Annotated in this window: 17 protein-coding genes; 11 read left to right on the plus strand and 6 right to left on the minus strand. The window is 55.6% G+C overall.

All coding sequences use genetic code 11. The features are described from left to right. Positions 1–68: 68 nt before the first annotated feature. From WC184_03075 to WC184_03115, 9 genes are read left to right on the plus strand one after another with little or no spacing between them, the layout of a single operon-like run. On the plus strand, positions 69–821 hold the full coding sequence (locus WC184_03075) for an SAF domain-containing protein (GenBank protein MFA7476861.1): 753 nt from the start codon (positions 69–71) through the stop codon (positions 819–821). Next, entirely contained in the window at positions 818–2116 is a 1299-nt protein-coding gene (locus WC184_03080) for a hypothetical protein (GenBank protein ID MFA7476862.1), read from the plus strand. Before WC184_03075 ends, WC184_03080 begins: the two co-directional genes overlap by 4 nt. Continuing rightward, positions 2113–3423, plus strand: a complete 1311-nt coding sequence (locus WC184_03085) for an ATPase, T2SS/T4P/T4SS family (GenBank protein ID MFA7476863.1) — start codon at positions 2113–2115, stop codon at positions 3421–3423. The genes WC184_03080 and WC184_03085 overlap by 4 nt, the downstream gene beginning before the upstream one ends. Further along, positions 3420–4298: a hypothetical protein gene (locus WC184_03090; GenBank protein ID MFA7476864.1), complete on the plus strand. Its 879-nt coding sequence runs from the start codon at positions 3420–3422 to the stop codon at positions 4296–4298. Before WC184_03085 ends, WC184_03090 begins: the two co-directional genes overlap by 4 nt. After that, positions 4295–5200 carry a type II secretion system F family protein gene (locus WC184_03095; GenBank protein ID MFA7476865.1) on the plus strand — a complete coding sequence of 302 codons (906 nt, stop codon included), beginning with the start codon at positions 4295–4297 and terminating at the stop codon, positions 5198–5200. Before WC184_03090 ends, WC184_03095 begins: the two co-directional genes overlap by 4 nt. A 35-nt stretch (positions 5201–5235) precedes the next feature. Further along, positions 5236–5454, plus strand: a complete 219-nt coding sequence (locus WC184_03100) for a hypothetical protein (GenBank protein MFA7476866.1) — start codon at positions 5236–5238, stop codon at positions 5452–5454. A 2-nt stretch (positions 5455–5456) separates the two neighbouring features. Continuing rightward, the gene (locus WC184_03105) at positions 5457–5891 is read left to right on the plus strand and encodes a hypothetical protein (GenBank protein MFA7476867.1); all 435 of its coding nucleotides are present in this window, start codon (positions 5457–5459) and stop codon (positions 5889–5891) included. Beyond that, positions 5888–6337, plus strand: coding sequence for a hypothetical protein (locus tag WC184_03110; GenBank protein MFA7476868.1), 450 nt, complete (start codon positions 5888–5890; stop codon positions 6335–6337). The genes WC184_03105 and WC184_03110 overlap by 4 nt, the downstream gene beginning before the upstream one ends. Beyond that, the gene (locus tag WC184_03115) at positions 6330–6770 is read left to right on the plus strand and encodes a hypothetical protein (protein MFA7476869.1); all 441 of its coding nucleotides are present in this window, start codon (positions 6330–6332) and stop codon (positions 6768–6770) included. The genes WC184_03110 and WC184_03115 overlap by 8 nt, the downstream gene beginning before the upstream one ends. Here WC184_03115 and WC184_03120 read toward each other — a convergent pair. Further along, entirely contained in the window at positions 6739–8400 is a 1662-nt protein-coding gene (locus WC184_03120) for a DEAD/DEAH box helicase family protein (GenBank protein ID MFA7476870.1), read from the minus strand. The genes WC184_03115 and WC184_03120 overlap by 32 nt on opposite strands. Positions 8401–8534: 134 nt before the next feature. Here WC184_03120 and WC184_03125 point away from each other — a divergent pair, with 134 nt between their 5' ends. Together WC184_03125 and WC184_03130 are read left to right on the plus strand one after the other, a co-directional pair. Further along, a complete protein-coding gene (locus WC184_03125) occupies positions 8535–10028 on the plus strand; it encodes a hypothetical protein (protein MFA7476871.1) in 1494 nt (497 codons plus the stop codon). A 3-nt stretch (positions 10029–10031) separates the two neighbouring features. After that, entirely contained in the window at positions 10032–10835 is an 804-nt protein-coding gene (locus tag WC184_03130) for a LysM domain-containing protein (GenBank protein ID MFA7476872.1), read from the plus strand. On the opposite strand, the gene WC184_03135 is transcribed toward WC184_03130, so the two are convergent. The 5 genes from WC184_03135 to lepA form a co-directional block, all read right to left on the minus strand. Continuing rightward, positions 10832–11374: a transcriptional regulator gene (locus tag WC184_03135; protein MFA7476873.1), complete on the minus strand. Its 543-nt coding sequence runs from the start codon at positions 11372–11374 to the stop codon at positions 10832–10834. The genes WC184_03130 and WC184_03135 overlap by 4 nt on opposite strands. A 133-nt stretch (positions 11375–11507) precedes the next feature. Continuing rightward, entirely contained in the window at positions 11508–12182 is a 675-nt protein-coding gene (locus WC184_03140; GenBank protein ID MFA7476874.1) for an RsmE family RNA methyltransferase, read from the minus strand. Between the two features lie 11 nt (positions 12183–12193). Next, a complete protein-coding gene (gene dnaJ / locus WC184_03145; GenBank protein ID MFA7476875.1) occupies positions 12194–13315 on the minus strand; it encodes a molecular chaperone DnaJ in 1122 nt (373 codons plus the stop codon). After that, positions 13315–14313 (minus strand): heat-inducible transcriptional repressor HrcA, encoded by a 999-nt coding sequence (gene hrcA, locus WC184_03150; GenBank protein MFA7476876.1) that lies wholly within the window; start codon positions 14311–14313, stop codon positions 13315–13317. Before hrcA ends, dnaJ begins: the two co-directional genes overlap by 1 nt. A 105-nt stretch (positions 14314–14418) precedes the next feature. Next, positions 14419–16203 carry a translation elongation factor 4 gene (gene lepA / locus WC184_03155; protein MFA7476877.1) on the minus strand — a complete coding sequence of 595 codons (1785 nt, stop codon included), beginning with the start codon at positions 16201–16203 and terminating at the stop codon, positions 14419–14421. Positions 16204–16335 lie beyond the last annotated feature (132 nt).

A 16335-nucleotide genomic window follows, 5' to 3' on the forward strand; every position in this document is an offset into this window, starting at 1 on the left:
CACCCGAATTGACACTAATTCCCTAAGTTGTAACTGACATAGCATGATATGTATGCAAAGCTAAGCAAATGATGGTGGATGTGGAAACCGCTTCTGGAGCTGAACTCAACGCAACTCGCCACAATGACGGACCTCAACTTCGACGAGGGTCACGCCTACCAAGTGGACGTGCCTTGGTGGGCGGTCTGCTAGTGGCCTTGGCCACCATTGGGGCCATTGTTCTATCGGGATCTAGCGAGGACGCGGCAATTTCGGTGGTCGTAGCCGCCAAGACCATCGAAGCGGGCACCCCTCTTAATGCTGAGGTACTTGAAGTAGTCCACATGGTTCTGCCCGAAGAATTGGTACACAACACCTTCGGCCAGGTGGATTCACTTAAAGGCACCGTAGCCCGCTCCCACCTAGAGCCAGGTGACATTTTGCAACGTGGTGGCACTATTGCTGCAACGGCAGCTCAACGATTGGCCGCCCCTACCCGTGAAGTGTCGTTAAGACTTGATGCCGATCGGGTGGTCGATGGAAACCTGGAAAACGGTGACCGTATCGATGTTTTGGCGACTTATGGCACCGGTTCGGGGGCCTACACGGTAGTGGTTCTCACCGACGCCGCCGTGTTAGCGGTACGAAACTTAGACAGTTCACTAGGGGCTTCACGCTCGGTGGTTCTCACCCTAGCTTTAGAATCTCGTGCCGATACGGTGGCATTGGCCCACGCCAGCGACGTGGCCAATGTAACGGTGGTACGCACAACCACCGCGGAACGAGATGTCGAGGTTTTAGAACCATATCGGCCGCAATCTGGCCATGAGGTTACGCCATGAACGATGAACGTTTCGTGGTACTCGGTTTAGCTCGCCCTAGAGCTGCTTGGTTTAGCGAAATTTCTCGTTGGGCCACTAGCGCGGCCATCCCAGTGGAATTCGTGAAGTGCTTAACAGTTGAGGAAGCTCGGGCCCGCCTAGCCAGTGGTCGCCGTTGGTCAGCGTTCATTGTGGAAGGCACCGCGCATGGCCTTGATCGTGATCTTTTGGCCGAAGCCCGAGAAGTGGGGGCCACGCCAATCGTTTTGGCCGACCCCAGAGTTTCACGCGACTGGCTCGAAATTGGCGCTAAGGCCATACTCCCACTGGAATTCGACCAGCTCAGCCTGATCGCGACCTTAGTTGAGCATGCTTCACCAATTGCGCGAGTAGAACCGCAGTTTCAAGAAGCCTCGGGCGCTACTCCACCACCTTGGCAAGGCCGGTTAGTGGCAGTATGCGGTACAGGAGGCAGTGGTTCTTCGGTGATAGCAGCTTGTGTTGCACATGGTGCTGGGAGCGATGTGCGCCACGGTGGTTTGGTGGTACTGGCCGATTTGGCGCTGCATGCAGACCAGGCCGCGATTCACGACGCTGGCGACATCATGCCTGGTTTGCCTGAGTTGATTGATGCTCACCGTTTGGGACGACCCTCGCCACAAGAAGTGCAGGCCCTCACCTTCAACGGTGGACAAGAGCGTCCTTACGATCTGTTGTTGGGGCTGCGTCGCCATCGTGATTGGACGGCGCTGCGTTCACGGTCGGTGGAATCAGCCTTGGCCGGGTTGCGCTCCGCATATCGCGTTGTGGTGGCTGACATTGACGCTGACCTCGAAGGTGAGGCCGAAACTGGTTCTCTCGATCTCGAAGACCGCAATCTTCTGGCTCGTACCACTATGGCTAATGCTGATTTGGTGCTCGTTGTAGGCCGGGGCGACACCGTTGGCATTCACGCTTTAGCACGCCTATTGCGTGAAATCACCGCTTTTGGGGTGGAGGGAAACCGAATCTTGGTGACAATCAACTTCGCTCCACGTTCACCCCGACGACGCCACGAAATAGAAGCTGCCTTGGTGACGCTAACTGCCAGCGATCGGACCCAAAAGTTCGACCTTGTGTTTATCAGCGAGCGTCGTAACTTCGATGAAATCATACGTACTGCCGCTCCTTGGCCATCGGCGGTCGTTAACCCGCTCACTAAAGAGGTCAACAAAAAACTCGCTGAACCGGCGCCAAGGAGGGTGACCGAGGTACCCGAACGAATCGTGCCGGGCTCGTTAGGAACGTTCTTTGACGAAGAAAGTGACGTGGTGTGAGCTATCAACAAACAGCATCCAATAGTTCTCCGCTGAGCGAAATTGAAGAGCGAGTTTCTCGCCGAGCTAAGGATTTGGCCATTGATCTTGATCAGTCTGGAGCCGAGGCGGCCCTAGCGGCCCTAATTAACGAGGAAATTGAGCGCTGGGCCGACGATTTCGCGCGCGGACGGAGACCGTTCGCATTGTCTGACCCGGCGGGGGTGGCCGAACGAGCGCTACGAAACGTCACTGGCCTCGGACCACTGGGCCCTTTGCTGGCCGACGATGACGTCTGGGAAATCATGGTCAACTCGCCGAGTTCAATTTTTGTGAAACGGCACCGGGGCTTTTCGGGGTATCACGACGAAGTTTTTCATGATGACGACCATGTCATTCGCACCCTCACCAAACTGCTAGATGCTTCAAGTGGTGCTCACCGCAAGCTCGACCCCACCCAAGGCTTGCAAGACGCCCAGCTAGATGACGGCGCGCGGCTTCACATTGTGCATCGCGATATCGCTCGGGGTGGGCACACGATGGTAAATATCCGTAAATTCACCGGTGTACCATTCACCCAGCTCGATGAGCTGGTAGAACGCAATACCCTCACCGATCATGCCGCAAGATTCTTATCGGCATGCGTTAAGGCTCGTCAATCAATCGTTTTTGCCGGAGCACCTGGTGCTGGCAAGACCACCTTGCTTTCATGTTGCGCCGCAGAATTAGACCCATCGTTGCGTGTGGTGATCGCCGAAGAGGTGTTCGAGGCCGATATTCCTCTCGATAATGTTGCGGCTCTCCAAACGCGACCGGCATTGCCGGAACGTCCAGCGGTTGACCTACGGCGTTTAGTAGCGGGTTTTCTTCGCATGGCCCCCGACGTGGCCATTGTGGGCGAGGTACGTGATCGTGAAGCTCTGCCTTTGCTGCTAACGCTGTCATCGGGCGTGAAGGGATTCACCACTATCCACGCCGGTTCCGCCCGACAGGCTCTGTCTCGTTTGCGTTTCATCGCCCAGTTAGCTGAAGGCCACGATCTCAATGTGGGCAGCCTAACCACCCTGGTCACCGAAGCCGTCGACATAGTGGTGCATTCCGCCCGGAGAAGCAATGGTCCCGTCGTCACCTCCATCATCGCGGTGGAAGAGCTAACTGGCGCTGCCACGGGCGGTCAGTTCACCACCACTGAAGTTTTCTCCCGTAGAAATGACAACGATCACTTACGCTGGACGGGCGAAATGCCAGTGCGCCTAGCGGAAGCCTTCGACGAAATTGGTATTGACTTAGCACAATTCTTCGCTAACGATCAGGTCCGATTCCGATGAGACTATTAATTGGTGCCGTGGCAGCAGCCGGAACCTATTTTCTCTATACCGCCTTGGTCTTTGGCTGGCGCGAAATTCATCTGAGCCCGGCGCTGACTGGCCGAGCCATCGAGCGCGACCGACTACGACAATGGATGAATCAGGCCGGGCTTTCCGATGTCGCCACCATGGAATTTATAGGCGTAGTAAGTGCTGTCACGGTCTTGGCGGCCACTTTGGGTTTCCTTCTCTTTGGGGGTGTGGCCCCCGGGTTGGCAATTGGCCTTTTCGGTGGCCTTATTCCCATCGGTTCCTACCGGCTACGGCGGGAACATCGCATCGATGAGGCGCGTGAAGCGTGGCCAAGAATGATCGAGGAGATTCGTCTTCGCACCGCTTCACTAGGGAGATCAATACCTCAGGCGCTGTTCGAAGTCGGTCAGCGAGCTCCAGAATCGATGAGGCCAGCTTTCGCCGACGCTCACCGCCAATGGTTATTAACCACCGATTTTGAACGAACCACGGCCGTGCTCAAAGCTCGGTTAGCCGATCCGGCGGCCGATGTGGTTTGTGAAACTCTGCTGGTGGCACACGAGCTGGGTGGTGCTGAATTGAGCCAACGACTCAGCGCCTTAGCCGAAGACCGCATTCAAGATCTGCAAGGCCGCAAAGACGCTGTAGCAAAACAGGCCGGAGCACGTCTTGCTCGCCGTTTTGTGTTGGTGGTCCCATTTGGGATGGCGCTGGCAGGCATGCAGATTGGGGCTGGTCGAGCTGCCTTTGCCTCCCCAATGGGTCAAGTTGTGGCGCTAGTGGCAATAGGCATGGTGGCCGTCTGTTGGATTTGGGCCGGGGCAATTATGAAGTTGCCTGAAGCCGAGCGGGTGTTGCCGTGAGCAGCCGGATGGCCGTATTGCTAATGGCCACAGCGGCGCTTGGAGCGGCGCTGGTTCTGAGCGAACTGCGATGGTTTCGACCAGTTCGACTTACAACACGTTTAGCTCCGTATTCGCCAAGCGGCGCCAATTCCACAAGACGCCCGCTCAGCTTCAATTCATTTCGAGAGGTGTTAGCACCGCTGGCCAATTCAGTCGGATCAACGGTGTCGGCGGTACTCGGAATTCACGAAGATCTGTCGCTGCGCCTATCGCGCATTCATTCACCACTCGAACCGGCCACCTTTCGATTGCGGCAATTGGCTTATGCCATCGTTGCTCTAGGCGTTAGCGGCCTCTTGATTCTGGTGCTCACTCCCCCAGCGCCACTGGCCTTCATCATGGTGTTTGGTTCGCCGGTTCTCGCCTTTCTCATACCCGAACAACAGCTCTCATCGGCTGGGGCACGCTGGCAGAATCAAATCTTCTTGGAACTGCCCGTGGTGGCCGAACAACTTGGAATGCTGCTCTCAGCTGGTTTTTCGTTGGGTTCGGCATTGCGGCGCCTCGCGGAGCGCGGCCAAGGCTGTTCGGGCCAAGATCTGCGCCGGGTCACGGCTCTGATTCGTTACGGACAAAGCGATGTCGAAGCCTTGCGCAACTGGAGTCAAACGGCCCAGGTACCAGCACTTGAACGCTTGGTGGGCGTTTTGTCGCTCAACCGTGAAGCAGGTGATCTGGGCAAAATGATTTCCGAGGAAGCTCGGTCCATCCGCCGTGATTCACAGCGTCAAACAATTGAGGCCATTGAGCGCAAAGCGCAGATGGTGTGGATCCCAGTCACAGTGGCGGCCTTAGTGCCAGGCACCCTGTTTCTAGTGGTTCCTTTCATCGAGGCAATGCGGTTTTTTACCTCGCCATGAACCCCTAATCAACGTACCAAACGGTAAGGAGCATCATGATCACCACATTCGTATTCGTTCGCAGCTATCTGAGCTGCTTCGCCGCCACTCGAATTGAGGCATTAAACTCCGACCGCGGTGAAGGTGTAATTTCGGCCGCTATAGCCGTGCTAATTATGGCTTTCTTGGGTGCCGCCATGTGGGTTGGATTCAACAGCATCTGGGGAAGCACCGAAGCCAACATCGGCAATCAGGTCGACCAAATCGGCCGCTGAGCATGACCGTTTTAGCAGTACCCGGCTCGTGTGGTCACCAAGACGACCGTGGGGCGGGGCTGATTGGAACCATCGGTGGCGTAACCGTTTTCCTAACCTTATTAACCTTTTCTGTACAGCTACTTTTCAATCTCTACGCCACCTCGGTAGTCACCAGCGTCGCTTACGATAGTGCCGCCTTGGTGGCAACGAGCCCTACCGAGAGTGACTCGTTTGAAGTTACCCACAGCATAGTTTCGACTGCCGAAGCCCAAGGTCGTTCACTGCTCGGCCAATACGGCGAACGAGCCGATTTCGCTTGGGATATCGACGAGGAGCGGGTACGCCTAACACTCCGGGTAGAACATCCTAAAATCGCTTTCGAGAATGTGATGGGTGCATTTGGCCTGAACCAGGTGGAACGAAGTGTTGAGGTTCACATCGAGCGTCCAAAATGAAATATCGTTTCGATGATTCAGGCCAGGTAGCGGGTATCGAAGTCTTGCCCTTTGGCTTTCTTATGTTGGTCATTGGCGCGTTGCTGCTGGCCAATGCATGGGCCGTGGTAGATACCAAAATGGCAGTCACAGCCGCGGCCCGTGAGGCAGCACGTGCCTATGCTGAAGCTCCCGATGCCGAAACGGCCGCTGCGGCCGCGTCAACTCGGCTTAATGCCACTATGACCGGTCAGGGCCACGACGAAGCGGCTCTCATCAGCGACATCCAGCTTCCTTTCGGTTGGGCGCGTTGCGCGCCGGTCGAGATCACTGTTCAAACCGATATCCGCGCTATAGGTTTGCCCTTTATCGGGGGCTTTGGTCGGAGCTTCACCGTGGGCGCACAACATCGTGAAATCATCGATCCATATCGGTCCGGTTTTGTGGGCGAGGCTCGCTGTGGCTAGAGCAGACAAACTTGACCGTGCTTCAGTACTAATGCTGTTTCCGGCCGCTTTTCTAATCGTTTTGGTATTAGGAGCTTTGGCTATCGATTCAGCAATGGTGTTCTTGCACCAACGTGAATTAAATAGCGCCGCCAGTGCCGCTGCCAACGATGCCATTGCCCTGGCCGTCGATGTTGAGGCCACCCGAGCTGAGGGTAGGGTCATTGTCAACCCGGCCAAACTGGAAGCTGAAATTCACGATTCTTTGGCGCGACGGGGAGTGTTGCCAAATCTTGTGGAACCACCGCTAATTATCTTTGAGCCGCCTGATCAGGTACGAGTCGATCTGGCCAGCTGGGCTTCATACATTATTTCCCCAGCACTCCCAGGCAACAAAGACGGTACCTTGGTACGTGTTTCAGCTACCGCCCGTTTGGTTGTAGATGACGGCTGATCGGTTTCCGTAGCCACTCTTCTGCCGCAAGAACCCGTTGCTTGAGCTGCTCAGCATCGGCTTCTGCGATCCGTAGAATTCCAACACCCCGATTGAGCCTCGAGTTGATTTCTTTGTGGCCTAAGCCAGTGATTCGCACCAGTTGCCGCACCAAATCAGCGTTGATGTCACGAAGTTCTTTCTTAACTTCAGCCAATGGACGCCCATCGGAGGGTACCAGCGAGCGACTTCTGCCCGGCGGAGGAGGTACTGGCAGGTCAATGGCGACCGTAGTATCGGGATAGCTGTCGTTTTGGTCTAGATCAGGATCATCGTCGAATGTCGAGACCGTCGGAGCGGTGTCTATCACTTGGGCTGAGAGCACCTGGAAGAGCGACTGTTGCTCGCCTTCAACTGGTAGTTCATCAAATGCTGCTGGGTCGCTCTCAGTTTCGTCTCGCTCGCCATCTTCCCAATTACGACGCAAACTGTGTCGTCGAGATTCAGCTATCGTGCTGGCGAAACGACGGAGCCTGGGGTCATTGGGAATAAAAAGCCAGGCTTTTTCTTCACGGGCTTTCCCACCGGTGTGGCGCACGAACCTGCCTACTACCTGACGGAAAAACAGCTCGGTCGTAGTGGTGGTCGCAAACACACCCAGCCGAAGGCGAGGAATGTCAACACCTTCGGAAACCATTCGCACCGCCACTAGCCATGGGGCATCGCCATCGGCAAAAGCCGCGATTCGTGCTGATGCTTGTGGATCGTCCGAGGTTACGGCGATTGCCGGGGCGCGAAATCTTATTCGCAGCAGGTCGGCTATGCCCCGGGCGTGATCTTGATCGGTAGCTACCACTAATCCTGCCGCATTGCCTTGATCTTGTCGAAGCGCCATAAGACGATCGTTGGCTTGATGAAGCACCGCTGGTAGCCACTCACTCTCTAAACTCAACGCCGTTCGCAATCGCTGTGCTGAAAGGGTGCTGTTCAAGGCGTCATCAAAGCCAGCTGCTAATTCTGCTCCGTCGGGTGAGGTCCACTCCATGAAACCATCGATCGTAGGGAAGTAAACCGGACGCACCACCCGGCGGTCATCTAGCGCGGCCTCATAGCCATAGTTAAAATTTGGTTCCGCTTCATCGTTCACATACTGCACAAAGGGAATTGCGTGGGTATCACTTCGAAACGGTGTGCCTGAGAGTGCGATTCGCCGTGGCGAACCTTCAAAGGCTTCCCTAATAGCAAGACCCCAAGCTCGTTCGTCGCCGGCATGATGCAACTCGTCTAGAACCACCACACAGCGGGCACTAACTCGGCGGAGCGCCGCCGGATTGGCGGCTACCTGTTGATAGGTCACGGCCACGCCGTGCATGTCGGTTGGCATACCGCGATTCGATACCCAGTTAGGCTCTAGTTGTAGACCAACCTGGCTAGCGGCGTGGGACCACTGGGTCTTTAGGTGGCTAGTCGGAGCGACCACCACCACTTGATTTCGTGGGTTTCGGGCGAGATGGCGCAGCACAGCGGTCAGGGCAAAGGTCGTTTTGCCTGCTCCCGGGGTTGCAACCGCTAAGAAATCAGGATCGGGATGTAGTTCCAGTAGATCAAGAGCTTCTTTCTGCCATCGACGCAGACGCAACGAGCGAGACATGAGAGGTCTCACACTATCGCTGTTTTAGTGCCACCACACAGCTGAACTTGCCCGTCACAATAATAGCTATAGTGATATTTCATTAGTTTTCAACAACTGTTGATATGTCTGTGGATACCTGACAACATCTAGTGATGGATGATGAACTCTTTAACCTTGAGATCGATCAAGAAGGTGTTCGGCCCATCATCACTAAGCGTGCGCAGGGCGACAATTGTGCTCGACTTGTTCACGAGGCCGCCATGCTTCGTGCTGCCCGCCACCCCGGAGTGGTCTCATTGGTCGACAGTGAGAATGATGATGACTGCCAACTCCAAATGTACTTTGTCGGTTCTCGAACCTTGGCCGGTTTGGGCAGGGTGGAACCAAAGAGGGCCGCAGCCCTAGTGGCAGCGGTGGCTGCGACCGTTGCCGATCTACATGAATTGGGAATTGCCCATTCACGCTTGAGCGCAGATCATGTGATCGTGGCTGCTGATGGCCGTCCAGTGCTGTGCGGGTTCGGTGAGGCTTACTTCATTTCTAGCGTGGTAGAGGGTGCCAGCGATGTAGCGGCCCTAGGTAGATTGTTGTACGACTTGGTGTCGACCAATGAAGCCACCTTTGAGTTTCCCGAACGGCCAAGTCGCAAAGCATCATCACGGGCCACCTTGCGGGCACCTCTGTTGAACTTGGCCGAACAAGCCATGGAAAGCGATCCACGACGACGGCCTAGCGCCCGTCAATTTAGCGACCTCATCCAAGACACGGTGCCTGATGCTTCCTTAGTGGGAGATTCGAGCAGCAGCCATGGTGGTCTCACCGCACATAACTTAACCGAACCCCAACCGTGGTCTGGTCTCACCAGGGTCTCCCGAGGTTTTGTAGGTGATGGGGCATCAGGTGGGGCCATAGTCGCAATATTGGCGGGTGCACTTTGCCTCTTTATCGCTGGCGGAGCGTGGTTCCTGCGTTCGGATTCGGGCTCCGACCCCGAACTGGCCTACCAAGCACTCGACAACGGGGCACTCAGTCCAGCTGACGAAGCCACTCTGACCGCGCCTAATCAAACAATCCCAGAATATTCTCCCGCAGGTTCGTCAACCGCCACTGTTCCCACCGTTCCCACTGTTCCCACCGATAGCGCTTCCACCGCCGAAGCCGAGGAAGCGGGGGAAGAACCTGCCACATCAAACCTCCTTATAGATTTGGCTAAAGGGTGCTCGGTCAGCCCTGACAGTTCGGCGGTTGGCCCAAATGGCACCGATTGCGCCGTCGACCTACGTTTCACCGGCACGATCTTGGCCATTAACGATGAGGCGTTCGACTTCGGTGAAGACGACTTGGCCGTCGCGATTGGTGATTTCGCCTGCAACAACCACGTGCGTCCGGCTGTAGCCAACCGCGGCAGTGGCTATGTATATTTATTCGACTCGTGGGCAACCCCAAACACCGAAGTTTCTGCCTTGGTCGTGGGCCAGGTGGATGGCCTTCGCCAGCTACTGGCCGAACCTGGCCCCGGCGGATGTAACCAACTTATTGCGCTAGATAATTGGGGAATTCGCCACACTCTTAGTCTTCCAGGTGATCTGGCAACGACTACTAACCCACCAAACCCCGGTGACCCTGCTAAACCCGAAGGGGCGTGAAGAATGCGCAAAATTTCTAAGCATCGTGTTGCGGCTCTCGCCGCTTTGGCCGTCAGCATTGGCGCTATGGCGATGGTACGACACCGAGTGCCCACCCCTCCGCTAGATCCAGCGGGTTGGCTGTCGTTTATGACAACCACCGACCCGGCGATGGCGTTAGCCGGAGTGCTGGTACCAATGGCGAGCATTATGGCGGGCTACTTATTTCTCATCACGCTGATACAGACACTGGCCTCACTCGCAGGTCTGTCCCGCGCCGCTAGATTGTTGCGAAATCTCACGCCGGTGCTTTGGCGCAACCTGGTATTGCGCCCGGTAGCGGTCGGAGCGATTACCGTCCCTAGTGTTTTTGGTCCCTTGGTAGGCATCGCAGGTGCACAAAACATTGACGAGCCAGCCCTCACCATGACCTGGGTGGCTACCCCACCAGCCGCCATCTCATCCAGCTTGGAAGCGCCAGCCTTGGTAATGACGTACGTAGAGCAACCAACCTTGGCCATCGAGCTTGAAGAACCGGAATTAGCCACCGCGACGGCCGAGGCCGCTGAGCCTGAGTTTCAGCTAATTGATGGCGAGGCACCAAACATCAGCAATCACGTTCCGAGCGAATACATCGTCGAACGCGGTGATTCCCTCTGGTCAATCGCCGAGCAACATCTGAAACTCGAATTCGGCCATCGACCTCAGATCAACCAGATCCACAACTATTGGCGTCGCCTAATTGAAAACAACCTCGATCGTTTACCCGACCCAGGAAATCCCGATCTTATCTATGCTGGGTTGGCGTTGATGCTGCCGCAGAATTAACGAGAGGTACCTAAGGTTGGGCTAGTTGACAGCTTGGCCTCGGTCTCTTCGGGCGACAGGCCCAGGATGCATGCAATTGCCCGCAGGTCGTCACGCCGCACAGTGAGCACGCGTCCGTTGAAATCTTGGCGTTCCACTTGAATCATCGCGACGAAACGGCTCAGTGCGTCTTTGCTGCTGTGACTGACGGCGGCGACTTTTGCTAAATCGATTGAAAATGCAGGACGCCTTATACGATCACGAAGATCGATGACATCGCTCTCAACCGAAGCGCCCTTGGCTGCCTCATTAGGCAATAACTGTGAAACGGGGACGTCGTAAAGCTGGGCCAATCGGCAGAGTCGACTCACCGAAATGGAGCGCTCACCACGCTCGTAAGCACCTAGCACCGAGGCTTTGAACTCGTCGCTCGAGCGGGCTTCCACATCTTGAAGCGACCAACGCTTTTGCATCCGAATGTCGCGCAGCCGTTCACCCAAGCCAGCACAAATGTCGCCGTTTGGTTTGGCGGGTGGTTCCAATGAAGATGGTGAAGCCATTAACGCTCTCTGTTCTGTACGTCAGCGACCATGACGCACCAAAATCACAACGACGTAACTTTAACCGCTGTGCGTGGTTGCTTCAACGCTTTAAGCCGGTTTATGGTCCGATTATAGCCACTCTGAGTGAACGTTAACGTTGGCCGACCAGATAGACCGCCGCCACCAGCGCCGCCGTTTCCGCCCTCAAGACGTAGTCACCTAAGCCAACCGTGACCGAGAGCGCCTCTACCTCCCGCTCACTCCAACCGCCCTCAGGACCAACCACAATGGTTTCTGGCAGCACGGTGGGCCTCCCACCTCCACGCTCAGCTCGCGCCACAGATGGTTGTGCCATCACCTCTAGAGCGGGGCAAATACCCTCGAGCGTTGGAAGCCAGCAGCGTCGTGACTGCATGGCGGCCTCACGTGCCACCAGGCGTAAGCGGCTTAATGCCTTCTCGGCCCGCTCCCCTTCCCACCGCACCACAGAACGATCAGAGCGCAGCACTATAATCCGATCCACGCCGATCTCTGTCAGCTTCTGAACGGTCCATTCGGGGCGATCGCCCTTAACCGGCGTGAAACCAACGGCCGCTAATGGCAGCAAGCGTTCCGACACGTGAATTTCGCTCGTGGTTTCTAAAGCGGTGCCAAATCGAGCCTCGACCCAACGCCCGTGCCCATCACTCACCGTGAGCGGATCACCGGCCCTTAGGCGCAATACCCGTTGCAAGTGATGTCGGTCAGCATCGTCGAGAAGCGGATTTTCCAGATCTTCCACGAAGACATGGGGCCCGCCCTTGCCATCAGGTGTGGAGTACTCCATTGGTGCCGACGCTACTTGAACGCCGACTTAATTTTGGCGAAAAAACCTTCGTCCGGTGAGGCCACGTTGTCGCCCATTTCAGTAGCAAAGGCCCTCAGCAGCTCTTCTTGTTTGTCGTTTAGTTTCTTGGGAATCGAAATCCCGATCTTCACTAAAATATCTCCCCTACTACGGCCATCAACCGTAGGCACACCATGGCCTCTCAACCGAAAGACGTGGCCACTTGGTGTTCCCGGAGAAACCACTACTTCTTCTTCCCCATCGAAGGTGTCGATGGGGATACGAGCCCCTAAGGCCGCTTGGGGCATGCTGATTAACAAATCGTGTTCCAAGTCGCGCCCAACACGAACAAAGCGTGGATCAGGGCGAACTTCTAGATGAACGTACAAGTCGCCCGCGCCACCACCTCGGACTCCAACTGCACCGCGACCACTCAGGCGAAGCGTCGAACCCGTATCGACCCCAGCAGGGATATCGACAGTGAAGGTTTTGTCTTCAACCACGCGTCCTTCCCCACCGCAGGTTTCGCACGGCTCGGGGATGATAACCCCGGTGGCGTTACAGGTGGCACAAGGTCCGGCGGTTACCACTTGACCCAGGATTGATTGTCGAACTTGGCGTACGTGACCAGATCCACCACAGGTCGCACAGGTGGTGGCCTCGGTACCGGGCTTAGCCCCCGTAGCTTCGCAAGTGTTGCAGGCCACTGCCGTTCGTACACTGACATCAGCTTGGGTGCCAAATATCGCGTCGCGCAGGTCGATGGTGGTTACCACTTCTAAATCGGGACCACGGCTCGGGCCACTTGGACGCCCCGTACGACCACCGTTGCCAAAGGGACCGCCACCACCAAAGAAGGCATCGAAAATATCTCCGAAGCCTCCGGCCGCATCGAAGGGTGAACCGCCCATACCGCCTAAGCCAGCCTCACCAAATTGGTCGTATTGGCTGCGCTGCGCCGGATCAGAAAGCACCTCATAGGCTTTGGCTATTTCTTTGAACTTGGCTTCAGCATCGGGGTTGTCAGGGTTGGCGTCGGGATGGTATTCGCGTGCTTTACGCCGATAAGCCTTCTTTATTTCTTCGGCGGTCGCCCCACGGCTTACGCCCAACAACTCATAAAAATCTGACATCAGCCCTCACTCAGGCGGTGACTCAAACGTTGGCTTACCACGGCCACGGCGGCCAGTGCCTGCGGATAATTCATGCGGGTCGGACCAAGCACGCCAATGGTACCTACGTCTTCGCCATCTACTTCATAGGGTGCCACGACCAAGGAACATTCGGCCAAAGGCTCGACTCCAGTTTCGGAACCAATAGCTACCGTGAGCCCACGATCGATCACGTCTCGTAGCAACGTCACCACCACTATTTGTTGTTCGAGAATGGTGAGAACCTGCCGAATTGTCTCTACGGCCTGAAAACCGTCAACCATAAGAGACGTACCACCGACATAGACCGCATCGGACTCACTTGGCTCGCTTCTAAGGCCACCTAGAGCGGCCTCCAGCACCGAGTCGAGCTCTCCATCGCCGGTGCTGGCGATGCCAGGCAAAGCTGAAATTGATGATCCAACCAACTCTTGGTTCAACAATGTAGAAGCTGCGCTGAGAGTCTCATCGTCAACATCGGTGAACGTTTCAAAACTTGACTTGTGCACGGCCCCACTGGATAGAACGCCAACGACCAACACGGTGCGCCCGCTCAGTGCCACTAATTGCACCGAAAGCAGGCTCGCCACTTCAGCGGGTGGGGCCACCACGACCGCTGCTTGTTTGGTGATGGCTGACAAAAGGCGGCTGGTATCAGCCAACATCGCCTCTAGCTCGCCGTGAGTCCGGTTAAAAAAGTTCTGAATCTGATCGTTTTGGGCGTGCTCTAAGGGCCGTGAGGCAGGCAGGTGATCAACAAAGAAACGGTAGCCCTTTTCAGTGGGAATGCGTCCGGCGCTGGTATGAGGTTGCACCAGGTACCCTTCGGATTCCAAAACTGACATTTCATTTCTTACCGTGGCCGAAGAAACTGCCACCGCTGGACTAGCGGCCACCAAGCTGGAGCCTACGGGTGAAGCGGTGCGAATGTACTCTTCCACTACGGCACGGAGGATCGAGGCCTTGCGATCATCCAACATCTAGTGCACCATCCTCCCAACGCATTCGGTTTCGTTAGCACTCTATGCTATCGAATGCTAACGATTCCGGCCTAGGTCGCGACCGGTTGGTGGCGGCTGCGTCTGTTATTCAGACAACTTGAGCGCAGAAATAAACGCCTCTTGGGGAATATCCACACGGCCAATGCTTTTCATCCGCTTTTTACCGGCCTTTTGCTTCTGGAGCAGCTTGTTCTTACGGGTGATGTCACCGCCGTAAAGCTTTTCGGTCACGTCTTTGCGGTAGGCCTTCACGGTTTGGCGAGCAATAATTTTGCCGCCAATGGCCGCTTGAATAGGCACATCAAATTGTTGTCGAGGAATTAATTCCTTCAGCTTGTCACACATTTTACGGCCGTAGTCGTAGGCAAAGTCGTGGTGAACAATCATGCTGAAAGCATCAACCGGACTCCCTTGCAGCAAAATGTCAACCCGCGACAACTTTGAACGGCGATATCCGATCGGTTCGTAATCTAAGCTCGCGTAGCCTTGGGTGCGGCTCTTCAATTGATCGAAGAAGTCCATCACCATCTCCGCTAACGGCATTTCGTAGGAAAGCTCAACACGCTCGGGCGAGAGGTACTCCATGTTGGTCATCGAGCCACGTTTTTGTTGGCAAAGTTCCATTACGGCGCCGGTGTAGTTGGTGGGTGTCAGAATCGAGATCTTCAGATACGGCTCGTCGATGCCTTCAATTTCGCCCATGCTCGGAAGCTCGCTCGGGTTGTCAATCTCAAGAACGTCACCACCGGTCTTGTGAACCTGATATTCCACGGAGGGAGCAGTAGCAATCAACGCTAAGTCGAATTCTCGCTCCAGACGTTCTCGCACAATTTCCATGTGCAAGAGACCTAAGAAACCGCACCGAAAGCCAAAACCCAGTGCCCCCGAAGTTTCAGGCACGTAGGTGAAGCTCGAATCATTCAAACGAAGCTTTTCGAGCGCTTCTCGCAGGTCACTGAAATCGTCGCCCTCCACCGGATAAAGCCCACAAAACACCATCGGCTTCGGTTCGCGGTAACCTTCCAACGCCACTTCCGCTGGTTTATTGGCGGTGGTCACCGTTTCACCAGAACGGGCTTCGCCCACATCTTTAATACCTGCAACCAGATAGCCCACTTCGCCTGGTCCAAGCTTCTTCACCGGAGTGTTGGCGGGGGTTCGAACGCCAACCTCGGTGGCCTCATGGGTACTTCCGGCTTGCATGAAGCGAATCTTGGATTCGGTCTGCAATTCGCCATCCATTACCCGAACTGAGGAGATCACACCTCGATACTGGTCGAAAAAGGAGTCGAAAATTAGGGCCTGTAAAGGAGCATCGGCTGTACCTTGTGGTGCCGGGATTCGCTCGACCACGGCATCCAACAGCTCCTGCACACCTTCACCGGTTTTGGCGCTTATACGTAGTACTTCGTCGGCTGGAATTCCCAGCACCTGTTCAATTTCTTGGGCGTAGAGATCGGGATCAGCGGCTGGCAAGTCAATCTTATTGAGCGCAGCCACGATGGTTAGATTGTTTTCCAGCGCCAAATAGCAGTTGGCCAGCGTCTGAGCCTCGATGCCCTGTGAGGCATCGACCAGCAGGATTACGCCTTCACAGGCAGCCAGCGAACGCGAAACTTCGTAACCGAAGTCGACGTGACCGGGCGTATCAATCAGATTGATTACGTTGCCCTCATAGTCGAGCCGAACGCTTTGCAACTTAATGGTGATGCCGCGCTCACGCTCCAAGTCCATCGAGTCGAGGTATTGTTCACGCATTTCACGAGCATCAACAGCGCCACAAACTTCAAGAATACGGTCGGCGAGGGTAGATTTTCCGTGGTCAATGTGAGCGATAATCGAGACGTTACGAATACGTGAGAGATCCATAGGATTGATCGACGATACCCTTTCGGTACCTAGGCCCTCGTGTTTTGGAGGGTGAAGTGCTAGTTTAGAGTGCTGTGTGCCGGTCTAGGCGTGACAACGATGTCGCCGCTTGACTATTATCGCACGGTCTTA

Source organism: Acidimicrobiia bacterium (genome assembly GCA_041676705.1).
Lineage (GTDB): Bacteria > Actinomycetota > Acidimicrobiia > Acidimicrobiales > SKKL01 > Actinomarinicola.

What these genes read in the sequence shown, in the direction of transcription:
- hrcA (MFA7476876.1), bottom strand. Translation starts at nt 14,313, where the DNA reads ATGTTGGATGATCGCAAGGCCTCGATCCTCCGTGCCGTAGTGGAAGAG.
- WC184_03130 (MFA7476872.1), top strand. Translation starts at nt 10,032, where the DNA reads ATGCGCAAAATTTCTAAGCATCGTGTTGCGGCTCTCGCCGCTTTGGCC.
- WC184_03140 (MFA7476874.1), bottom strand. Translation starts at nt 12,182, where the DNA reads ATGGAGTACTCCACACCTGATGGCAAGGGCGGGCCCCATGTCTTCGTG.
- dnaJ (MFA7476875.1), bottom strand. Translation starts at nt 13,315, where the DNA reads ATGTCAGATTTTTATGAGTTGTTGGGCGTAAGCCGTGGGGCGACCGCC.
- WC184_03105 (MFA7476867.1), top strand. Translation starts at nt 5,457, where the DNA reads ATGACCGTTTTAGCAGTACCCGGCTCGTGTGGTCACCAAGACGACCGT.
- WC184_03110 (MFA7476868.1), top strand. Translation starts at nt 5,888, where the DNA reads ATGAAATATCGTTTCGATGATTCAGGCCAGGTAGCGGGTATCGAAGTC.
- WC184_03080 (MFA7476862.1), top strand. Translation starts at nt 818, where the DNA reads ATGAACGATGAACGTTTCGTGGTACTCGGTTTAGCTCGCCCTAGAGCT.
- WC184_03090 (MFA7476864.1), top strand. Translation starts at nt 3,420, where the DNA reads ATGAGACTATTAATTGGTGCCGTGGCAGCAGCCGGAACCTATTTTCTC.
- WC184_03120 (MFA7476870.1), bottom strand. Translation starts at nt 8,400, where the DNA reads ATGTCTCGCTCGTTGCGTCTGCGTCGATGGCAGAAAGAAGCTCTTGAT.
- WC184_03135 (MFA7476873.1), bottom strand. Translation starts at nt 11,374, where the DNA reads ATGGCTTCACCATCTTCATTGGAACCACCCGCCAAACCAAACGGCGAC.
- WC184_03100 (MFA7476866.1), top strand. Translation starts at nt 5,236, where the DNA reads ATGATCACCACATTCGTATTCGTTCGCAGCTATCTGAGCTGCTTCGCC.
- WC184_03075 (MFA7476861.1), top strand. Translation starts at nt 69, where the DNA reads ATGATGGTGGATGTGGAAACCGCTTCTGGAGCTGAACTCAACGCAACT.
- lepA (MFA7476877.1), bottom strand. Translation starts at nt 16,203, where the DNA reads ATGGATCTCTCACGTATTCGTAACGTCTCGATTATCGCTCACATTGAC.
- WC184_03125 (MFA7476871.1), top strand. Translation starts at nt 8,535, where the DNA reads ATGGATGATGAACTCTTTAACCTTGAGATCGATCAAGAAGGTGTTCGG.